At 71.1% G+C, this 20803-nt stretch carries 17 protein-coding genes; 2 read left to right on the forward strand and 15 right to left on the reverse strand.

Features of this window, described 5'->3' with window-relative positions; translation table 11 throughout:
• Window positions 1–121: 121 nt before the first annotated feature.
• The gene (locus O3X23_RS06780; RefSeq protein ID WP_269270234.1) at window positions 122–586 is read left to right on the forward strand and encodes an ATP-binding protein; all 465 of its coding nucleotides are present in this window, start codon (window positions 122–124) and stop codon (window positions 584–586) included.
• A 55-nt stretch (window positions 587–641) separates the two neighbouring features.
• On the opposite strand, the gene O3X23_RS06785 is transcribed toward O3X23_RS06780, so the two are convergent.
• Together O3X23_RS06785 and O3X23_RS06790 are read right to left on the reverse strand one after the other, a co-directional pair.
• Window positions 642–1433, reverse strand: coding sequence for an SGNH/GDSL hydrolase family protein (locus O3X23_RS06785; protein ID WP_269270236.1), 792 nt, complete (start codon window positions 1431–1433; stop codon window positions 642–644).
• 79 nt (window positions 1434–1512) lie between these two features.
• A complete protein-coding gene (locus O3X23_RS06790) occupies window positions 1513–3612 on the reverse strand; it encodes an alpha-galactosidase (RefSeq protein ID WP_269270237.1) in 2100 nt (699 codons plus the stop codon).
• 277 nt (window positions 3613–3889) lie between these two features.
• Here O3X23_RS06790 and O3X23_RS06795 point away from each other — a divergent pair, with 277 nt between their 5' ends.
• Window positions 3890–4666, forward strand: coding sequence for a tyrosine-protein phosphatase (locus tag O3X23_RS06795; RefSeq protein ID WP_269270379.1), 777 nt, complete (start codon window positions 3890–3892; stop codon window positions 4664–4666).
• 15 nt (window positions 4667–4681) lie between these two features.
• Here the strand turns inward: O3X23_RS06795 and O3X23_RS06800 are convergent, their stop codons facing one another.
• The 13 genes from O3X23_RS06800 to O3X23_RS06860 all read right to left on the reverse strand — a co-directional run bounded on the left by O3X23_RS06800 (window position 4682) and on the right by O3X23_RS06860 (window position 20725).
• The gene (locus O3X23_RS06800) at window positions 4682–5884 is read right to left on the reverse strand and encodes a serpin family protein (RefSeq protein WP_331283882.1); all 1203 of its coding nucleotides are present in this window, start codon (window positions 5882–5884) and stop codon (window positions 4682–4684) included.
• Window positions 5885–5901: 17 nt separating this feature from the next.
• Window positions 5902–7338, reverse strand: coding sequence for an aspartate aminotransferase family protein (locus tag O3X23_RS06805; protein WP_269270240.1), 1437 nt, complete (start codon window positions 7336–7338; stop codon window positions 5902–5904).
• Window positions 7325–9250 (reverse strand): 1-deoxy-D-xylulose-5-phosphate synthase, encoded by a 1926-nt coding sequence (dxs, locus tag O3X23_RS06810; protein WP_269270241.1) that lies wholly within the window; start codon window positions 9248–9250, stop codon window positions 7325–7327. The genes O3X23_RS06805 and dxs overlap by 14 nt, the downstream gene beginning before the upstream one ends.
• 36 nt (window positions 9251–9286) lie before the next feature.
• Window positions 9287–10453, reverse strand: a complete 1167-nt coding sequence (gene ispG, locus O3X23_RS06815; RefSeq protein ID WP_269270243.1) for a flavodoxin-dependent (E)-4-hydroxy-3-methylbut-2-enyl-diphosphate synthase — start codon at window positions 10451–10453, stop codon at window positions 9287–9289.
• An 8-nt stretch (window positions 10454–10461) separates the two neighbouring features.
• Window positions 10462–11487, reverse strand: coding sequence for an adenosyl-hopene transferase HpnH (hpnH, locus tag O3X23_RS06820; protein ID WP_269270245.1), 1026 nt, complete (start codon window positions 11485–11487; stop codon window positions 10462–10464).
• A gap of 5 nt (window positions 11488–11492) precedes the next feature.
• Window positions 11493–12086, reverse strand: a complete 594-nt coding sequence (locus O3X23_RS06825) for a phosphorylase family protein (protein WP_269270246.1) — start codon at window positions 12084–12086, stop codon at window positions 11493–11495.
• Window positions 12083–14092: a squalene--hopene cyclase gene (shc, locus tag O3X23_RS06830; RefSeq protein WP_269270248.1), complete on the reverse strand. Its 2010-nt coding sequence runs from the start codon at window positions 14090–14092 to the stop codon at window positions 12083–12085. Before shc ends, O3X23_RS06825 begins: the two co-directional genes overlap by 4 nt.
• 97 nt (window positions 14093–14189) lie before the next feature.
• Window positions 14190–15260, reverse strand: coding sequence for a polyprenyl synthetase family protein (locus O3X23_RS06835; protein WP_269270249.1), 1071 nt, complete (start codon window positions 15258–15260; stop codon window positions 14190–14192).
• Complete coding sequence (gene hpnE, locus O3X23_RS06840; RefSeq protein ID WP_269270251.1) at window positions 15257–16657, reverse strand: hydroxysqualene dehydroxylase HpnE; 1401 nt, start codon at window positions 16655–16657, stop codon at window positions 15257–15259. The genes O3X23_RS06835 and hpnE overlap by 4 nt, the downstream gene beginning before the upstream one ends.
• Before the next feature lie 91 nt (window positions 16658–16748).
• Entirely contained in the window at window positions 16749–17699 is a 951-nt protein-coding gene (gene hpnD, locus O3X23_RS06845) for a presqualene diphosphate synthase HpnD (protein ID WP_443047784.1), read from the reverse strand.
• Entirely contained in the window at window positions 17696–18583 is an 888-nt protein-coding gene (gene hpnC, locus O3X23_RS06850) for a squalene synthase HpnC (RefSeq protein ID WP_269270255.1), read from the reverse strand. Before hpnC ends, hpnD begins: the two co-directional genes overlap by 4 nt.
• A 443-nt stretch (window positions 18584–19026) precedes the next feature.
• Window positions 19027–19803, reverse strand: a complete 777-nt coding sequence (locus O3X23_RS06855) for an ABC transporter ATP-binding protein (RefSeq protein WP_269270257.1) — start codon at window positions 19801–19803, stop codon at window positions 19027–19029.
• On the reverse strand, window positions 19796–20725 hold the full coding sequence (locus O3X23_RS06860; RefSeq protein ID WP_269270259.1) for an ABC transporter permease: 930 nt from the start codon (window positions 20723–20725) through the stop codon (window positions 19796–19798). The genes O3X23_RS06855 and O3X23_RS06860 overlap by 8 nt, the downstream gene beginning before the upstream one ends.
• Window positions 20726–20803: the final 78 nt, after the last annotated feature.

Below are 20803 nucleotides of genomic sequence, written 5' to 3' on the forward strand. Positions count from 1 at the left end.
ACTGCCTACGGTGGTACGCAGTGTGCCATGCCGTCAGTGGGCCGAACAGACCGTACAGGCGATTGTGTAATTTACAGATCGGACCTTGCCATGTGTTCGGGATGACCCCCATAGTTGCGGAGTGGCTGCTTCCCAAGACGCTCTCCGGGTAGCGCGGCATGACGGCCTGACCCATCCCGGCCGCCATGACGTCTTCCGGCTTCCCGCGCAGAACGCCTCCGTGGCGGATGCGCGCGGACGCGTCCGCGCACGGCTGCGCGACTGGGGTGTGGATCTCGAAGCCACCGACGACGCCGGGCTGGTGGTGACGGAGCTGTTCACCAACGCCGTCCGCCACACCGACAGCGAGAAGATCACCTGCTCGCTGCTGGCCCTGGGCCGGGTATTGCGCGTGGAGGTCACCGACCAGGGGCACGGGCCGGGCGAGCCCCGCACCCGCACCGCCGACGTGGACGAGGAGTGCGGGCGCGGACTGCTGCTCGTCAGCGTCCTGTCGCAGTCCTGGGGCGTGGGCCCGGCCGAGGACGGCGAGGGGCGCGTGGTCTGGGCCGAGCTGCTCTGCGCCCCCACCGGCCGCCGCCTCTGACCGTCCGCCGCCCCCCCGCGCCACGGGCGGACGACCACCGCCCGCCGACCGCCGCCTACAGCGGCAGCAGATCCGGGCGCTTGGGCTCGACGTGGTCGCCCGAGGACTCGCCGCGCAGCCGGCGGCCGATCCACGGCACCAGGTGCTCGCGCGCCCAGTGGATGTTGTCGCGCCGCACCTCGCCCGGGGCCCGCACCGGCGCCGGCTCCCAGACCTGCTCGGGGTCGGCGCACACGGGCAGTCCGAGCACCTGCGCGGCGCGCAGCGCGACCAGGGTGTGCCCCTCCGGGGACAGGTGCAGCCGGTCGCCGCTCCACGCCCGCCGGTCCTGCACCGAGCGCAGCGACCACAGGTCGAGCACCGGGCAGTCGTTCCGGTCCGCGATCGACCGGACGTGTGCCGTGTACGTCGCGATCTTGCCGCGCAGGTGGCGCAGCACCGGGACGTCACGGGTGTCGAAGCCGGTGCAGATCAGCACCGTGCCGACCGCGGAGGTGAGGTCGGCGACCGCCGCCTCCAGCCGCTCGGCCACGTCGTCCGGGTCGCTGCCCGGCCGGAGGATGTCGTTGCCGCCCGCGCAGAAGGTCACCAGGTCCGGTGCGAGCTCCCTGGCGCGCGGTACCTGCTCGGCCACGATCTGGTCGAGCAGCCGGCCGCGCACGGCGAGGTTGGCATAGCGGAAGTCGTTCTCGGGGCGCCGGTCGGCGAGTTGTACGGCCAGGCGGTCGGCCCAGCCGAGGAAAGCACCGTCCGGACCCGGGTCGCCGACGCCCTCGGTGAAGCTGTCCCCCACCGCGGTGTACGACCCGATCGCGCCACTGTTGTTTGATTTCGAATCGTCAGCCACGTCAGCCCATACTTCACCTCGCGAAGTGGCCTACGCCACCGTAACCGGGGGTTGACATGGCGTGATATAGAACACGAGATCATATCCGGCGGAGCCGGAATACGGCCGCGTCCAGGTCTCCCACCAGCCCGGTTCGCAGGCCGCGGGTGGCCAGTACGGCGCCCCGGTGCACGGTGCCGGTGGCGGGATCCCGGTACTCGGCCGCCGGGTCCAGGCCGCGCAGCCGCAGCGGCGGCTGCGACTCGCCGAAGGACTGGGCGTGCAGCCACGCCAGGACGACCGTCTCGTCGCCGCGCACGTACTGCACGGCGCTGAGCCCGCCGTCGCCCGGCGGGCGCAGCCGGTACAGGTCGCCGTACTGCACGACGGGCCGGATCGCCTTGTACAGCTCGATCCACCCGCCGGCCTCGGCCAGCTCCCGCGCGCTCCACGCCGTCAGGTCGCCGCCGACGCCGAGCACCCCGGCCATGGCGCTCACGAAGCGGAAGCGCAGGCTGCTGACACGGTGGTTGAGCATGGCGTTGGGGCTGTCGGTGACCCAGGCGGCCATCACCCGGGCGGGGTGCAGCTGGCTGAAGCCGTGCTGGATCGGCAGCCGGTCCAGCGGGTCGGTGTTGTCCGAGGTCCACACCTGGTCGGTGCGGGAGAGGATCCCGAGGTCCACCCGTCCGCCGCCGCCCGAGCAGGACTCGAAGGCGACGGCCGGGTGCGCGGCCCGCAGCCGGTCGAGCAGTTCGTACAGCCCGCGCACATGGTCGACCCACAGCCGCTGCGGGTACGGCTCAGCGGGCCAACCGGCGTCGGTGAAGCATCGGTTGAAGTCCCACTTCACGTAGTCGACGGGGGCGCTGTGCAGCAGCGCGTCCAACTGTTCCCACAGGTACTCGCGGACGTCGGTGCGGGCGAGGTTGAGGACGAGCTGGTTGCGGAACTCGGTGCGCCGGCGTCCGGTGTGGTGCTGCACCCAGTCCGGGTGCGCGCGGTACAGGTCGCTGTCGGGGTTGACCATCTCCGGTTCCACCCAGATGCCGAACTGCATGCCCAGGGCGTGCACGTCGTCGGCGAGGGGCTTGAGTCCGTTGGGGAAGCGGTCGGGGTTGGCGGTCCAGTCGCCCAGCCCCGCCCGGTCGCCGGTCCGCGCGCCGAACCAGCCGTCGTCGACGACGAACAGCTCGACGCCCATCGCCGCGGCGCGGCGGGCGAGTTCGCGCTGCTGCTCCTCGTTCACGTGGAAGCCGGTCGCCTCCCAGGAGTTGTAGAGCACCGGACGCGGCTGCCGGGCGTTCGGGATCACATGGGCGAGCTGGTGGGCGTGCCAGGCGCGGCTCGCGGCGCCGAAGCCGCCGTCCGTCCAGAGGCCGGCGAAGACCGGGGTGGTGAAGGACTCCCCCGGCTCCAGCAGCAGCAGTCCCGCGTCGTCGTGCCCGGCGCCGCCGACGGCCTGCACCCGACCGTGGGGCAGCTGCTGCACGGCGATGCGCCAGGAGCCGGACCAGGCCAGCGCGGCGGTCCACACCTCGCCGTGCTCCTCGCCCGCGTCGCCCGCGTCCAGGCCGATCCAGGGCAGGTGGTGGTGGCCGGTGTGGCCGCGCCGGCTGCCGATCACCTTCTCGCCCGCGGTGAGTCCGGTCCTGGCCAGCCGGGTCTCGGCCGCCCAGCGGCCGTGCAGGTGCGACAGCCGCCACGCGTCGCGTTCCGGCAGCGTCCAGGCCGCGGAGTCGGCGCGCAGCAGCTCGACGGGGGCGGTGTGCCCGTTGGCGACGTGGGTGGCGGTGGTCCAGCGCTCGACGACGTCGGAGCCTTCGCGGACCCGGTAGTGCAGCGTCAGGTCGAGATGGTGGACGGAGTCGTGGAAGTGCAGCCGCAGCTCGTCGGCGTCGGTCTCGGCCTCCTCGAAGCACCATTCGGTGCCGCGCGCCGTGGCGTCACGGACCGACAGCGCGGGCCGGACGAAGCGCGGGCCGCCCTCGACGGGGTACTCCTCATGGCCGTCGAGCGCGGACTCGAAAGAGCTCCCGCCGGGCAGTGGCTCGGCGGCCAGCGCCTCGGCGTCGGCGAGCCGGATCCGGGCGCCCCAGTGCAGATGGAGCAGCTCGTCGCGCTCGGTCAGGTGCACGGCGTAGCTGCTGCCGGGGCCCGAGATCAGCCACAGCCGCCCGTCCCCACCCGTCTCGATCATCAGAACTCCCCTTTTCCGATCACGTCCGCACATCGTTCCGTGGGCGTGACCCGAAGGCAATGGCGGCGCAGACACATACCGCCCGGTACGTCGATCGGCGCGGTGTCGTATCGTCGGCTGAGGTTCAGCCCCGAGCTCTGAGCCGTGACCCGAAGGAGCGCCGGTGACCCAGCAGCTGCCGCAGACCCCCTCCCCCGACACCGAGGCGGGAGACGGCACCACGACGGGCGCCACGACCGGCGCCACGGCAGGCACCACAGCCGGCACCGAGCCGGCTCTGACCGGTGTCCGCAACTTCCGTGACGTCGGCGGTCTCCCGGCCGCGGACGGTCGCCGGGTCCGGCCGGGGAAGCTGTTCCGCAGCGGCCACCTCGCCCACACCACCGACCAGGACGCCGCTTTCCTGGCCACCCTCGACCTGCACACGATCTTCGACTTCCGCAACTCCGACGACATCAAGATGGAGGGCCCCGACGTCGATCTCCCGGGCGTCCGCAACGTGAACATGCCGCTCAGCGACCCCGCCCACGGCGCCGACTTCTGGCACACCGTGCGCGACGGCGACCTGGCAGCACTGCGCGAAACCCTCGGCGACGGCAAGGGCGCCGCACGCATGGCCACCGCCTACCGGCAGCTGATCCTGGACCGCACCGCCCAGCACAGCCGCATGCTCGAACTGCTCGCGGAGGAGCCCGCCGTCCCGGCCCTGCTGCACTGCGCGGCGGGCAAGGACCGGGCCGGCACGTCGATGGCGATCATCCTGCTGGCCCTCGGCGTGGACCGCGCCGCCATCGAGGCCGATTACCTGGAGAGCAACGCGGCCCACCGCCGCTACAAGATCCGGCGCGGCGACGGCGCGACCGGCTCCGCCATCGACCCGGAGGTCATGCAGCTCCTCAGCCCGCTCTTCGAGGCCCGCCTCGAATACCTCACCGCCGCCTTCGACACCATCGACGAGCGCTGGGGCTCCGTCGACCGCTACCTGTCGGAGGGCCTGGGCTGTACGGAGGAGCGGCGCGCCCGCCTGCGCGAGCTGCTCCTCACGGACGGCTGACCCGCGTCCGCCGGGTCACCAGCCGCCCCCGCCCCACCGCTCGTCGATGACCGCGTCGTGCGGATCGGTGACCCAGCCCGCGGTCAGCACCACCCCGGAGGCGCGGTGCACGGCGAGGAAGCCGAAGGGGCGGTCGAACGTCACGGCCACGAACTTCGCCTTTTTCTGCGGCACCCCGCCGGCGACGGCGGCGAAGGCGGTCACGGCGGCAGCCACGAAGCCCTCCGCGCTGAAGGACGCCGTGATCGACTGCCGGGCGCCGCCCACCGCCAGCGGCACGTCGCTCACCCCCGGGAAGTGACCCCGGCTCGTGTCGGTCGCGGTGTCGAGGCCGAACACCTCCTGGTGCCGCAGCAGATCGTGGTCGTCGGTGACGGTGAAGGCCGCGGTCACCGTGTACAGCTGCGGCGCGGAGCTGAAACTGGTGATCTTCTGGATCGCGACGCCCGGCCCCGGAAGTCCCTCGGCAAGCCGCCCGCCGCGCACCACCTCGTACGCCCCGGCCAGCACCTCGGTGCCCGCCCGGAGCACGTCGCCCGCCCCAGCCGTCTCCTCGCCGAGCAGCAGCCGGACGTCGATGCCGTTCGAGCCCCGGACGTCCAGGACGGTGAGCGCTCCCGCGGACGTCCGCGCGACGCCCAACAGGTTCAGATCGGAGCCGGAACGCGACAGGCCCGCGACCTTCCGCCCCGTCCAGGGGCCGCGCCGCGGCTCCAGGGTTCGGGGGATGAACGGCTCCTGCCACGTGGTCCGCACGCACAGCGCGCTCGCGAGCACCATCAGCGTCGACGGGTCCAGGACGACGGGCATCTCCTTGACGAGCCCCCCGGTGTTGCGTGTGGCCCAGGCGTCGAGTTCCTTGCGGTCCACGGCGTCGTCGCCGGTCAACCGCCCGGCGACGGCGGGCGGCAGGCGGTCCAGCCAGTCGCCGCGCAGCGGCACCTCCCGCTTCGTCCAGACGCCCAGTGCCGCGTCGATGCCGTCGGCCGCGCCCAGCACCTCCAGCAGCGCGCGGCCGTGCTCGATCGCGTCGTCGGCGGGCACGCCCAGCGCCTGCTCCAGCTCGTCGCGGGCGGGTCCGTCCGCCGCGCCGGCGAGGAAGGCCAGCAGCGGCCAGACGCCGACCGCGCTGAGCGCGGTGCCCTTCCCCGGCGTGACCGCCGCAGCCGCCCATCGGGCCGTCAGCGCGTTGACCGCCCGCACCGTCGCCGTGTCCACCACTGGCCGTCCCCGTCCTACCGGTTGGCGACCGCCTGCTTGACCAGCGTCCGCCCGAAGTCCCACATCAGCCCGCCGCCGCCGTGCGCGTCGTCCATCACGGCGGTGAACGCCTCCACGAACCGGTCCACGTCCGACTCGTCGATGATCAGCGGAGGGATCAGCTTAATGACTTCGAGGTGATCGCCCGAGACCTGCGTCAGGATCCGGTGCCGCTGCAGCAGCGGCACCACCACCATCTGCGCGAACAGGCCCTTGCGGGCGGCCTGGAGCATCGCCCAGCGGCTGCGCAGCCCCAGGGAGGTCGGCTTGCCGAACTCGATGCCGATCATCAATCCGCGGCCGCGCACCTCGCGCAGCAGCTCGTAGCGGTCGACGAGGGCGGCCAGCCGGGTGCGCAACAGGTCGCCGGTGTGGCGGGCGTTGGCGACGACGCCCTCGTCGTCCATGACGGACAGCGTCGCCAGCCCCGCCGCCATCGCCTGGGCGTTGGAGCCGAAGCTGGCGGAGTGCACGAGGACCCGGTCCATCGACGAGTAGACCTTCTTGAAGATCCACTCCTTGCCGAGGGTGGCGCTGACCGGCACGTACCCGCCCGACAGCGCCTTGGAGACGCACAGCAGGTCGGGTTCGACCCCGGCCTCGTGCTGGTAGGCGTAGAAGTCGCCGGTACGGCCGAGGCCGGTCTGCACCTCGTCGGCGATCAGCAGCGCCTTGTGCTTGTGCAGCAGTTCCTGCGCGGCGCGCAGGTAGCCGGGCGGGGCCTCGTGGACGCCCTTGCCCTGGATGGGCTCCACGATCAGCCCCGCCACGTCGCCGCGCTTCAACTCCCTCTCCAGCGCGTCGAGATCGCCGAGCGCGATGGCGGTGTCGGGCAGCAGCGGGGCGAAGCCGTCGCGGAAGCCGTCCTCGCCGTTGACGGAGAGCGCCCCCGTCGTCAGCCCGTGGAAGGCGTGCGAGCAGTACAGGATCCTCGGCTTGCCGGTGGCGTAGCGGGCGAACTTCAGGGCGGTCTCGACGGCCTCGGTGCCGCTGTTGCCGAAGAACACCCGGTCCAGGTGCGGGCTGTAGGTGAGCAGCTTCTCGGCGAGCAGGCCCGGCAGCGGCTGGCAGTCGAAGCGGGTCAGGTCGGCGAGCCCCGCGTCCAGGACGTCGTGCAGCGCCTTGCGGACGACGGGGTGGTGCCGGCCCAGGCCCATCACCCCGAAGCCGGCGAGCATGTCGAGGTAGTCCTGGCCGTCGGCGTCCCAGAAGTGCGCGCCCTCGGCCCGCTCGTAGACCTTGTCGAAGCCGATGGTGTGCAGCATGCGCGGCAGTTGGTGGTTGAGGTGCTTGGTGTGCAGGTCGTAGCGCTCGCCGCCGCGTTCGGCGAGGAGCGTCGCGAGGTCGAAGCCCTTGGCCACGGGTGGGGCCACCGGTGGCGCTTCGACGGGCTGCGACTCAGACGGTGTCATCGGGTGCCAGCTCCTTGCTTGCGTCGCCCACGTCGCCGGCCCCGTTGCGGCGGGCGAGCGTGGCGCTGATCCGGCCGGCGATCTCGGCCGGGGTGAGTCCGATGTCGGCGAGCACTTCGGCGCGCTTGCCATGGGCCAGGAAGTCCGGCGGGATACCGAAGTCACGCACCGGCACATCGACATCCGCGTCCCGCAGCGCCTGCGCGACGGCCGAACCCACGCCGCCGGTGCGGCTGTTGTCCTCGACGACCGCCACCATGCCGAAGCGGGCGGCGAGCGGCGGCAGCGCGGCGTCGACCGGTTTGACCCAGCGCGGGTCGACGACGGTGACGCCGAGGCCGCGTTCGTCCAGCAGGTCCGCGACGGCCAGGCAGGTGCCGGCGAGCGCGCCGACCGACACCAGCAGCACGTCGGGGCGCGGATCGCGGCGCAGGACGTCCAGCCCGCCGATCCGCTCCAGGGACGGCACCGCCTCGCCGACCGTCTCCTTCGGGAACCGGACGACGGTGGGCGCGTCGTCGACGTCCACCGCCTCGCGCAACTGGGCGCGCAGCTGGTCGGCGTCGCGCGGCGCGGCGATCCGCAGGCCGGGCACGACCTGGAGGATCGACATGTCCCACATGCCGTTGTGCGAGGCGCCGTCCACGCCGGTGACGCCCGCCCGGTCCAGCACGAAGGTGACCCCGCACTTGTGCAGCGCCACGTCCATCAGCACCTGGTCGAACGCCCGGTTCAGGAACGTCGCGTACACCGCGACCACCGGGTGCAGCCCGGCGGTCGCCAGCCCGGCCGCCGAGGTGGCGGCGTGCTGCTCGGCGATGCCGACGTCGTAGATCCGGTCCGGGAAGGCGGCGGCGAACGCGCCGAGCCCGACCGGTTGCAGCATGGCCGCGGTGATGGCGACGACTCCCGGGCGCTCCGCGCCGATCTTCACCATCTCGTTGCCGAAGACCGAGGTCCACGAGGGGCCGTTGGACGGCGCGAGCGGTTCGCAGGTGAGCGGGTCCATGGCGCCGACCGTGTGGAAGCGGTCGGCCTCGTCCCGTTCCGCCGCCGGGAAGCCGCGGCCCTTCTGGGTCAGGCAGTGCACGAGCACCGGCCCGTGGAAGCGCGCGGCGCGGCGCAGCGCGGACTCGACGGCGGCGATGTCGTGCCCGTCGATGGGCCCGACGTACTTCAGGCCCAGGTCCTCGAACATGCCCTGCGGGGCGAAGGCGTCCTTGAACCCCTTCTTCGCGCCGTGCAGGGACTCGTACAGCGGCTTGCCCACGACCGGGGTCCGCTGCAGCCGGTTCTTGCCCCAGGCCAGGAAGCGCTCGTAACCGTCGGTGGTGCGCAGCGTCGCCAGATGGTTGGCCAGGCCCCCGATCGTCGGCCCGTAGGAGCGCTCGTTGTCGTTGACGACGATGATCAGCGGGCGGTCCTTGGCGGCGGCGATGTTGTTCAGCGCCTCCCAGGCCATTCCGCCGGTCAGCGCGCCGTCCCCGATGACCGCGACCACATGGTCGGGTCGTCCCAGCACCTGGTTGGCCTTGGCGAGGCCGTCGGCCCAGCCGAGCACCGTCGAGGCGTGGCTGTTCTCGATGACGTCGTGCTCGGACTCGGCGCGCGACGGGTAGCCGGACAGGCCGCCCTTGCCGCGCAGCTTCGAGAAGTCCTGCCGCCCGGTGAGCAGCTTGTGGACGTAGGACTGGTGGCCGGTGTCCCACAGGACGCGGTCGGCGGGCGAGTCGAAGACTCGGTGCAGGGCGATGGTCAGCTCGACCACGCCCAGGTTGGGTCCGAGGTGCCCGCCGGTTCTCGCCACCGCCTGCACGAGGAAGTGGCGGATATCGGCGGCGAGTTCGTCGAGACGGGTTTCGGGCAGTGCCTTCAGGTCGCGCGGGCCTCGGATGTTCTCCAGTATCGACACGATGGACCTCGTTCCCCCCTACCGGGATTGCTGCGGTCAGCCGACGGTGACTTCGGGTGCCCCTGCGAGCGCGCCGTCTGATTCCATCTGCTCGGCGATCTTCATCGCCTCTTCGATCAGGGTCTCCACGATCTTCGACTCCGGCACGGTCTTGATGACCTCGCCCTTGACGAAGATCTGGCCCTTGCCGTTGCCGGACGCGACACCCAGGTCCGCTTCCCGGGCCTCCCCCGGACCATTGACCACGCACCCCATGACGGCGACGCGCAGCGGTACCTCCATGCCCTGCAGACCGGCCGAGACCTGGTCGGCGAGCTTGTACACGTCGACCTGGGCGCGGCCGCAGGACGGGCAGGAGACGATCTCCAGGCGGCGCTGCCGCAGGTTCAGCGACTCCAGGATCTGGATGCCGACCTTGACCTCTTCGACCGGCGGCGCGGAGAGCGAGACCCGGATCGTGTCACCGATGCCCTCCGACAGCAGCGCCCCGAACGCCACCGCGGACTTGATGGTGCCCTGGAACGCGGGGCCGGCCTCGGTGACACCGAGGTGCAGCGGGTAGTCGCACTTGCTCGCCAGCAGCCGGTAGGCGTTGACCATCACGACCGGGTCGTTGTGCTTGACCGAGATCTTGATGTCCCGGAAGCCGTGCTCCTCGAACAGCGAGCACTCCCACAGCGCGGACTCGACCAGCGCCTCGGGGGTGGCCCTGCCGTACTTCTCCATGAGCCGGCGGTCCAGCGAGCCCGCGTTGACGCCGATCCGGATCGGGGTGCCGACCGAGGCCGCCGCCTTCGCGATCTCCTTGACCTTGTCGTCGAACTGCCGGATGTTCCCCGGATTGACCCGCACCGCCGCACACCCCGCGTCGAGCGCCGCGAAGACGTACTTCGGCTGGAAGTGGATGTCCGCGATCACCGGGATCTGGGACTGCCTCGCGATCGCCGGCAACGCGTCCGCGTCGTCCTGCGAGGGGCAGGCCACCCGCACGATCTGGCAGCCGGCGGCCGTCAGCTCCGCGATCTGCTGGAGCGTCCCGTTGATGTCGGACGTCACCGTCGTCGTCATCGACTGGACGGACACGGGCGCGTCACCGCCCACCGCGACCGACCCGACCTCGATGCGCCGCGAGTGGCGGCGCACCGAGAGCGGGCGGGGCGGCAGAGCGGGCACACCGAGCGCTATCGGCTCGCTTCCCGACATCGCTCCCGTCACTTCCCGCGGTTCCCGGCCACCGTCTCACGGGCGGCACGGAGCGATTCCTTGAGGGAGCCCATGGTGGCGAGTACGGCGGTCGGCTCGTAGCCGCAGTGCGCCATGCAGTTGGCGCAGCGCGGGTCCTTGCCGCGGCCGTACTTCGCCCAGTCGGTCTCCTCGATCAGCTCGCGGTAGGTGGGCACGTACCCGTCGGCCATCAGGTAGCAGGGTCGCTGCCAGCCGAAGAGCGAGTAGTTGGGGATGCCCCAGGCGGTGCACTGGAAGTCCGCCTTGCCCTCCAGGAAGTCCAGGAACAGCGGGCTGTGGTTGAGCCGCCACTTCCTGCGGTTGCCGCCCGCGAAGGACTTCTTGAACAGCTCCCGGGTCTGCTCGACGCCGAGGAAGTGCTCCTGGTCGGGCGCCTTCTCGTACGCGTAGGCGGGCGAGATCATCATCTCGTCGACCTGGAGGTCGTCATTGAGGTAGTCGAGGACCTCGATGATGCTCTGCGGGGTGTCGGTGTTGAAGAAGGTCGAGTTGGTGGTGACCCGGAAACCGCGTCTCTTGGCCTCCTTGATCGCCTCGACGGCCTCCTCGAAGACGCCCTCCTTGGCGACCGACTCGTCGTGCCGCTCCTTCAGCCCGTCGATGTGCACGGTGAAGGCGAAGTACGGGGACGGCGTGAACTTGTCCATCTTCTTGCGCATCAGCAGCGCGTTGGTGCAGAGGAAGACGTACTTCCGCTTGGCCACCAACTGGCGGACGATCTCGTCGATGTGGGGGTGCATCAAGGGCTCGCCACCGGCGATGGAGACCATCGGGGCGCCCGATTCGAGCACCGCGCCGACCGCCTGCGCGACCGGCATGCGCTGCTTGAGGACACCCGCCGGGTGCTGGATCTTTCCACAGCCCTCGCAGGCCAGGTTGCAGGCGAACAGCGGCTCCAGTTCCACGATCAGCGGGAACTTCTCACGGCGTCGGAGCTTCTGTTCGATGAGGTACGTTCCGACCCGGATGGACTGGCGGAGCGGCATAGCCATCTAGCTCACCTCCAGGAGAGCACAGCGGTAGTACGGTGCCATTCGAAAAAGGCAGGAAGAATAGCCCTTAGCACGCGAAATGCGGTAATTCCGGTGCGCAGCGTGCCGACACGGACCAATTCATACTCGGGAGTGTCGACAACAACGCGGACGGCGGCGACCGGCCGCGGTCCGCGTGCCAGGGCGGCGCGCAGTATTGCGGTGGATTCCATATCGACCGCGATCGCTCCTGTCGACCGCAGAACGGAGCGTTCCGCGCCCCGTACGACATGGTCGGACCCGGCCAGGCGTCCGGTATGAACGGTGTGCCCCGCCGCTTCGAGCGCGGCGGCCAGTCGTCCCGCCCCGTGGGTCTCGTCCGAGACCACCAGGTCGCCGGGGCGCATGCCGGGGCTGAGTCCGGCACAGAATCCGGTGGCGAGAACCGCCGCGTCCCGCAGGTGCGGGGCGCGCAGCGCTTCGGTGACGGCCCGGCCGGCGGCCTGCGGTCCCATGCCGGTGCGCAGCAGGGCGACGGGCCCCGCGGCGCCGGTCCGGTCCCCGCCCCGCAGGGCGAACCGTTCGACGCCGAGGGCGCAGACCACGAGCAGAGCGGTCATCCGGCCGCCTTCCCCTTCGGCGCGTTGCCGATGACCCCCAGCGGTTCACCGCGCGCGTAGCGCCCGAGCGCGGTGAGCGGGAAGACCATCCGGTACAGGTGGTAGTTGATGGAGAAGTCCCGGGGGAACCCGGTCCCGGTGAAGTACGGCTCGTCCCAGGAGCCGTCGGGCTTCTGGGTGTCCACGAGCCAGCGCACCCCGCGCTCCACCGCGTCACCGTCGCGCTCGCCGGCCGACAGCAGGGCCAGCAGCGCCCAGGCGGTCTGCGAGGCGGTCGAGACGCCGCGGCCGATCCACTCCTGGTCGGAGTAGGAGCGCAGGTCCTCGCCCCAGCCGCCGTCCTGGTTCTGCACGCTCTCCAGCCAGCTGACGGCCCGTCGGACGGCCGGGTGGTCGACCGGGAGACCGGCGGCCACCAGGGCGGGCACCGCGGAGCCGGTGCCGTAGATGTAGTTGACGCCCCAGCGGCCGAACCAGGCGCCGCTGTCCTCCTGTTCGGCCAGCAGCCACTCGATGCCGCGCCGGGTGTGGGGGTCGCCCTCCAGCCCGATCGAGGCGAGCATCTCCAGCACGTGCGCGGTGACATCGGCGGAGGGCGGATCGATGACCTCGCCGAAGTCGCAGAACGGCAGCCGGTTGGGGAACGCGCTGGTGTTGTCGGCGTCGAAGGCCCCCCACGCGCCGTTCTTGGACTGCATGCCGATGTTCCAGCGCACGGCCCGCTCCACGGCGGCGTCGACCCGCCCCGGATCGGGGTGCTCGACGCGCAGCAGGGCCAGCACGACCTCGGCGGTGTCGTCGATGTCGGGGTAGTTGTCGTTGTGGAACTCGAACGCCCAGCCGCCCGGCTGCAGCCCCGGCCGCTGCACCGACCAGTCGCCCGGTTTGGTGATCTGCTCGTCGAGCATCCAGCCGGCCGCCTTGACCAGCGCCGGGTGGTCGGCCGGCACTCCGGCGTCGGCCAGGGCGATCGTGGCCAGACAGGTGTCCCAGACCGGGGACTGACACGCCTCGATCATGCGCGTGTCCTCGTCGGGCCACACGGCGAAACGATCCAGCGAGTCGAGCCCGGCGCGCACGACCGGATGGTCGAGCTCGTAGCCGAGCAGATGCAGGGCAATCACCGAGTACACCGCGGGCGGCTGGATCCCGCCCCAGCAGCCGTCGTCCTCCTGGCGCTCGATGATCCAGCGCGCGCAGGCCTTGAGCGCGGTACGGCGCAACGGTCGGACGCCGACCTTGCGGTACAGGTGCAGGGCCCGGTCCAGCCGCTGGAAGAGGCCGTCCCAGCTGGCGATCGGGGCGTTGGGGCGCGGCGGGTTGGGCTGTGCGGGATCGCTGTGCAGTTCGCCGATCCCGAAGTGCGCCGGCCGGACCGGCCGGTGGGCGGCGACGACGGTGAGCGGGACGATGGTCTGCCGGGCCCAGCAGCCGAAGGCGTAGATGTTGAGCGGGAACCACTTGGGGAGGTAGATGATCTCCGGCGGCAGCTCGGGAAGGTCCTCCCACCGCCACCAGCCGAACAGGGCCAGCCAGATCCTGGTGAAGACCCGGGCCCCCACGACCCCGCCGGCCTCGCGCACCCACGCCGACGCGTCCGCCATGTGCGGCGCCTCCGGCGCGTCGCCCGCCAACCGCAGCGCGACATACGCCTCGATCGTCGCGGACAGGTCCCCCGGCCCGCTGTGGAAGGTGGGCCACGACCCGTCATCGCGCTGCAGCGAGCGGATCCAGCGGGCGGCGGCCTGCGTGGTCCGCTCGTCCTGGATGCCGAGGAACTGACGGAGCAGCAGATCCTCGGCGTCCATCGTCACGTTGGTCTCGAGGTCGCCCTTCCACCACCCGTCGGGGTGCTGGGCCGCCAGGAGATGGGCGGCGGCGCGCTGCGCGGCGCGCTCCGCCGCCTCGGCACCACCGACGTGTACGGGATGCGGTGCCGAGGTCGTGCTGGCCGAAGGTGCCTGGGGGGCTGGGGCCCCCGGACTGCCGTCGGTCGTCGCTGTCATGGCTTCCCCTTTGCAGTTGAGACTTCTGCGGTGTTGGGGCTGCCGTCGACCGTTACACGTGCTTGGTCGGCGACGTGCTGCGCTCCACGTTAGATCTTTATTTCTCGCGAACCACCACAAAATCCGCCAGGCCTACGAGCTTACGTTGAATTTCGTCCGGCATGTCCATTTTATCCAGCGCGGCGATTGCGGTGGCGTATTGCCGACGGGCTTCCTGGGATGTCCACTCCCGGCCTCCCGCCTCTTCGATCAACGCAGCCCGCAGGGCGAACTCTTCCTCACTGAACGCACCTGTTTCGGGATTCTTGGCATCTGCCGCGAGCAGTTCCCCGAGTTGCTCGGAAGCGCTGCCGCCGGCCGCCAGCGCGGCGACCACGGGCAGTGACTTCTTGCGCTGCCGCAGATCGCTCCAGGTCTGCTTGCCGGTCGCGGCCGGATCGCCCCAGATCCCGAGCAGGTCGTCGATCGCCTGGAAGGCCAGCCCCAGGTGGTAGCCGTACTCCTCCAGCGCGTCGGCGTCGGAGTCCGACGCGCCACCGAGCACCGCACCGATGGAGGAGGCGCAGGCCAGCAGGGCGCCGGTCTTGTTGCCCTCCATCTCCAGGCACTCCTCGACGGTGACCCGCTCGCGGTGCTCGAAGGAGATGTCCTGCGCCTGACCGTCGATCAGCTTGCGGGTGGCGACGGTGAGCCGCCGGGTGGCCCGCCCCGCGTCCACGGTGCACTCCTCCAGCAGCACCTCGTTGGCGAGCGCGAACAGCGCGTCACCGACCAGGATCGCCTGGGCGGGACCGTGCACCTTCCACACCGTGTCGCGGTGCCGGCGCTGCTCGTCGCCGTCCATCAGGTCGTCGTGCAGCAGTGAGAAGTTGTGCACCAGCTCGACGGCGACCGCACCCGGGATGCCGACCTCGGGCGGCACCCCCGCCGCCTCGGCGGACAGCAGCGCCAGCGCGGGGCGCACGGCCTTGCCGCCGTCGCCGTCGGCCGGCCGGCCGGCCGCGTCGATCCACCCGAAGTGGTAGGCGGCGACGGTGTCCATCGGTGGCGCGAGCCGTTCCACGGCCGCGCGGAGCACCGGTGTGGACAGGGTGCGGCCGCGCTCCAGCAGCTCAAGGACGCCGGCAGCGGTCACGTTTACTCCTCTGGTTGCACTGGCTGTGCTCATACGGCCCTCACAACATCGTTCTCGAACGGAAGGCCTAGTGCGGTCAAAGCTTCTCGGGAGGCGTGCAGTCCGCTGCGCACGGCGCTCTCCATGGTCGCGGGCCAACCGGTGGCGGTCCACGCGCCGGCCAGGTACAGACCGGGCGCGCGGGTGGCCGCGCCCGGCCGCAGCCGGCCGACGCCGGGGGTCGGGGCGAAGGTCGCCGTGCGCTCCCGGGTGACGAAGAAGTCCGTCACCTCGGCCCCCCTGGCGGCGGGCAGCAGGCGCTCCAGCTCCGGGAGGTACCGCTCGCGCAGTTCCGCGACCGGCAGATCGATCTCGTCCTCGACGGCGGACTGCGAGACGGCCAGGTACTGGCCGGGCCCGGTCATCCCCGAGCTCTCGGTCCGGTCGAAGACCCACTGGACGGGGCTGCCGAGCGCGGCGAAGAACGGCTGCCGCAGCACCCGTCGGTCGTAGACGACGTGCACGTTCAGGATCGGCGCGGTGCCGATCCCCAGCAGCGCGTCGGGGTCCTCCAGCGCGCCCTGCGGCAGCAGCCCGTGCGTCTCGCGCTGCGGCAGCGCCATGACGACGGTGCCGGCGTCGATCTGCTCGCCGCGCCCCGGGCCGGTCTCGGCGTCGACCAGCCAGCCGCCCTCGGCGGACTGCTTGATGCCGGTCACCCGGGACCGCAGCATGGTCCGCACGCCCGCCGCGTCCAGCGCCTTGCGGGCCCGGTCGTCGTGCAACTCGCCGAGCGGCGCGGCCGCCCAGCCGATGTCGGCGGCGCCGGCCTCGGACAGCAGCCCGGTCTTGAAGACCATGGCGGCCAGCCCCAGCGAGGCGTGGGCCGCGGTGGCGTTGAGCGTCGCGACGCCCACCAGGTCCCACAGCGCCTCGATGGTGCGCGGGGACTGGCCCCGGTCCCGCAGCCAGCTGGCGAAGTCGGTGTCGTCCAGCGCCGGGTCGTCCAGGTCCAGAGCGCGCAGCGCCAGGGCGGCGCGCCCGACCGTGGCCCGTTCCCGCAACGACAGGTGCGGGTACGTCGCGAGGCTCGCCGCCAGGTGCAGCGGCACGGGCAGCGCCGCACGGCGCAGCCGGCCCAGCCGCATGGTCGACGCGTCCAGGACCGGCACGTCGAGCCGGTCCTGCAGGGTGACCAGGTCGCGCGCCGCGATCCGGTCGACGAACCACTGGTAGGCGGTGCAGCAGCGCAGGAAGACGTGCTGCCCGTTGTCGACGGTCAGCTCGCCGCGCCGGAAGGAGAACGCCAGTCCGCCCAGTCGGGGGCGCGTCTCGATCAGCGTCACCCGGAGCCCGGCGTCGGCCAGCGCCAGGGCCGCCGTGGTGCCGGCCAGCCCCCCGCCCACGACCACGGCGGCCCGAGGGCGTTCGGAAAGCTCGGAACCGGTCATGCGCCCTCCCCCCTTTCGACGCCGCCCGACGCGGCGCGACGCTCCGTCACCGGCACTGACGCACTGGGGACGCGACTGGTTGCCAGAAAGGTCACCCCCGCCCCCGCGCGGAGCGGCGGGCGTCGAGTCCGGCCAGGCCACGGACGGCGACGTACGCCTTCTCGTGACCCGGAAGCGAGACCCGGCCGCGCAGCACCGCCTCGGGATCCGCGGCGATCCGGTCCAGCAGTCTGCGGTAGATACCCGCCATCGCGGCCACACAGGCGCCGCTGCGGCGATCGAGCATAGGTAGCAATTGGTAGCCCGTCGCGAACAGGGCGCGGGCGCGGCGCACTTCGTACTCGATCAGGCCGGCGAAGTCCGAGCCGGGCGGCGGGGTGTCGGTGCGGAACCCCTCCGAGCAGCCGAACTTGGCCAGGTCCTGGGCGGGCAGATAGGTACGGCCGTTGCCGGCGTCCTCCCGGACGTCGCGCAGGATGTTGGTGAGTTGCAGGGCCAGGCCGAGGGTGTCGGCGTACCCGGCGGCGCGCTCCATGTCGCCGGGGCCCCGCCCGCCCGGGCCGACGGCGCCGAAGACGCCCAGCGAGAGCCGGCCGATGGCGCCCGCGACGCAGCGGCAGTACGCCGCGAGGTCGTCCCAGGTCTCGTACGTCCGGCCGTGCACGTCCATCAGGACGCCGTCGATCAGTTCGTCGAGTCCGCCGAGCGGCAGCGGAAACCGGCGTGCCGCGTCCGTGAGCGCCACCGCGACCGGATCGGTGTCGTCCTCGCGGATCTCACCCGCGCGGATCCGGGCCAGCAGCGCCCGGGTCTCGTCGAGCCGGATCTGCTTGACCTCGGGGTCGAGGTCGCCGTCGCCGATGTCGTCGACGCGGCGGGAGAAGGCGTAGAGGGCCGACATGGCCTGCCGCTTGGGGAGGGGCAGCAGGCGGATGCCGTAGGCGAAGTTGCGGGCCTCATGCCCGGTGACGCTCTCGCAGTATCGGTAGGCGGCGAGAACCGGCCCGGACGTGTGGGCAGAACCGTTCACGGTCCGCCTCACCCCTTTCTTCGCAATGTCGACCCCACTTCGCGCAGCAGGCTTGGCTTGGTGGCCTTCGGCGGTCCCGGGAGCACGTCGTAACCCGCACCCTCGACCGCCTTCAGCGCGGCACGCCCGCCGCCGACGAAGCCGGCGAGCAGAAGCCTGAGCCTGCCACGGACGCTACCCACCAGGGGGGTGCCTTCATTCAAAAGGTCCCGGGCGCGTTCCGCTTCGAAGGCCACCAGTGCGCGCACCTGTGCGCCTGCGGTGGGGGCGGCGAGGTCCGCTTCGGTGACTCCGAAGCGTTTCATGTCCTGTGCCGGCAGGTAGATGCGGTCGCGGCCGAGGTCCTCGGCCACGTCCTGCAAGTGCTCGACGATCTGCAGCGCGGTACAGACGGCGTCGGAGAGCCGGTTCCGTTCGGGTGTCGAGGTGCCCGTGATCCCCAGAACGAGCCGGCCCACCGGGTTGGCGGACAGTTCGCAGTAGGCGAGCAGGTCCTCGTACGTGTCGTAGCGCCGGACTCGCTGGTCCTGGCGGTTCGCCTCGATCAGGCCCTCGAAGGGACCGGGGGTCAGGCCGTGGCGGCGGACGGTGGGCTGCAGTGCCAGGAGCAGCGGATGGCGCGGCATTCCGTCGAACACCTTCCGCAGATCGCCCTCGAACGCGTCGAGCATGGCGATCCGGTCTTCCGCGGCGTCCTGCGGAAGGCCGAGCCGGGCGGCGTCGTCGCGGCCGCCGTTGGCCAGATCGCCGTCGCCGATGTCGTCGACGAGCCGGGCGAAGCCGTAGATGGCCATCAGATCACCACGCCACGCCTTCGGCACGAAGAACGGGGCGACGGGGAAGTTCTCGCGGGCGGCCTTGTCGAGGACGGCGCGCGACTGCGCGTCGGCGGTCACCGCGGGCTTTCCGTCCCACGCGCCACGGACGCGCTGTGGAGCTGGATGGTCCCGATCTTCATGGCCGCCACACTCCCCGTTCTACACCGCTGAGAAGAAGCTTCCCATTTCGGACACGCCGCGCCCGCCCCGGAGCACCGTCACAGCTTACGTCGGGCAGGTCACCGGCGTACGCCGGGGGCGCGAGCGACAGGGGGGATTCCGTTCGGATTCCCCCCGTCCGCCGCCAATCGGGCTATCGGCAACGCCGGTTGACGCCCACAGGAGGGGCGCGTGTGGCATATGAGGATCCCTGACAGCGGCAGTGCGGGGTCTCGGCGGAGGGAAGGACGAACGGACGGACCCCGCCGGTTCCTGCCCGGCGGGGTCCGATCGTGCGTGCGACGGCGCGGACCGCTCTTCCGGTCCGCCCGTCGGCTGCCTGCTCCGGCTCCGTGTTGCCGCTACTTGTTGCTGGCCTCTTCGTAGGCCTTCAGCACGTCGTCCGTCGGGCCGTCCATCAGGAGCTCGCCCTTCTCCAGCCACAGCACCCGGTCGCAGGTGTCACGGATCGACTTGTTGTTGTGGCTGACCAGGAAGACCGTGCCCGCCTCCTTGCGCAGCTCGCGGATCCGGGCCTCGGAGCGCCGCTGGAAGGAGCGGTCGCCGGTGGCCAGTGCCTCGTCGATCATCAGCACGTCATGGTTCTTCGCCGCCGCGATCGAGAACCGCAGCCGCGCCGCCATGCCCGAGGAATACGTCCGCATCGGCAGCGAGATGAAGTCGCCCTTCTCGTTGATGCCCGAGAACTCCACGATGCCCTGGTAGCGCTCGCGGATCTCCTCCTGCGTCATACCCATCGCCAGACCGCCCAGAATGACGTTCCGCTCACCGGTCAGGTCGTTCATCAGCGCCGCGTTGACACCCAGCAGCGACGGCTGGCCGTCGGTGTAGACCCGGCCGCTCTCCGGCGGCAGCAGCCCCGCGATCGCCCGCAGCATCGTCGACTTGCCCGACCCGTTCGACCCGATCAGGCCGACCGCTTCGCCCCGGTACGTCGTGAAACTCACCCCGCGCACGGCGTGCACCAGCCGGACATTGGGCGAGGACTTGCGGGAGATTATGCGTCCCAGGGCAGCGGTCGCGCTGCCCTTGCTGTTCCCCGCGCCGTGCACCCGGTAGACGATGTGCACATCGTCCACGATCACGGTCGGAACACGGGTTTCGGTCTGCTCAGCCACGGCCGTACTTCTCCTCAGCCTTCCAGAAATACACGTACCCGCCGACGCCCGCCAGGACAGCCCAGCCCACTCCGACCGCCCACACGTGCGGCGGCATCTGCTCCGCCGTCACACTGTCGATCAACGCGAAACGCATCAGATCGATGTACACCGCGATGGGATTGACATCCAGCAGGAGCCGCACGAAATACGGTGCGTCCTTCGTGAAATTGGCGATGCTGTACATCACACCCGACGTGTACATCCACGTCCGCAAAATGAACGGCATCAACTGCGCCAGGTCCGTCATCTTGCTGCCCAACCGCGCCACCACCAGCGCCAGACCGGCATTGAACACCGACTGGATGAACAACGCCGGAATCGCCAGCAGCCACGACCAGGTCGGCACCTCACCGGTCATCAACACGATCGAGAACAGCACCAGCATCGACATCAGCAACTGCTGCAACTGCATCAACGTGAACGCGATCGGCATCGACGCCCGCGGGAAGTGCAACGCCCGGATCAGCCCCAGATTCCCCGAGACCGCCTTCACCCCACTCATGATCGACGACTGGGTGAACGTGAAGATGAAGATGCCCGTCACCAGGAACGCGATGAAGTTGTCCACGCCACGATCGGTCCCCAGCAACAACCCGAAGATCAGGTAGTACACCGCCGCGTTCAGCAACGGCGTCATCACCTGCCACAGCTGACCCAGCCGCGCATCGGTGTACTGCGCGTGCGTCCGCGCCTTCGCGAACTCATTGATGAAGTGCCGCCGGCCCCACAACTGCCGGGTGTACTCCGCAAGGCCCGGCCGGGCACCACTGACCGACAGCCCGTACTTCGCCGCCAGATCGGAAGCCGACAGTCCGTCGTCGGCCAGGGAGTCCGACGGGGCACTCACGGCGACGGCGCCGTCATGCGCTGTTCCGCTCACAGTAGACACTTTCGTCCTCAAGGTGCGCGTCCGGGGCAGGGGGGTCCCGGACTGCGCCCGATGCTCTCAGGTTCGAGC

This window comes from Streptomyces sp. H39-S7, from assembly GCF_027158205.1.
Lineage (GTDB): Bacteria > Actinomycetota > Actinomycetes > Streptomycetales > Streptomycetaceae > Actinacidiphila.

Bases quoted from the DNA above. Each gene is read 5' to 3' on its own strand.
- hpnH (WP_269270245.1), bottom strand. From the start codon at position 11,487: ATGGCTATGCCGCTCCGCCAGTCCATCCGGGTCGGAACGTACCTCATC.
- O3X23_RS06805 (WP_269270240.1), bottom strand. From the start codon at position 7,338: ATGACACCGTCTGAGTCGCAGCCCGTCGAAGCGCCACCGGTGGCCCCA.
- O3X23_RS06835 (WP_269270249.1), bottom strand. From the start codon at position 15,260: ATGAGCACAGCCAGTGCAACCAGAGGAGTAAACGTGACCGCTGCCGGC.
- shc (WP_269270248.1), bottom strand. From the start codon at position 14,092: ATGACAGCGACGACCGACGGCAGTCCGGGGGCCCCAGCCCCCCAGGCA.
- O3X23_RS06790 (WP_269270237.1), bottom strand. From the start codon at position 3,612: ATGATCGAGACGGGTGGGGACGGGCGGCTGTGGCTGATCTCGGGCCCC.
- hpnE (WP_269270251.1), bottom strand. From the start codon at position 16,657: ATGACCGGTTCCGAGCTTTCCGAACGCCCTCGGGCCGCCGTGGTCGTG.
- ispG (WP_269270243.1), bottom strand. From the start codon at position 10,453: ATGTCGGGAAGCGAGCCGATAGCGCTCGGTGTGCCCGCTCTGCCGCCC.
- O3X23_RS06825 (WP_269270246.1), bottom strand. From the start codon at position 12,086: ATGACCGCTCTGCTCGTGGTCTGCGCCCTCGGCGTCGAACGGTTCGCC.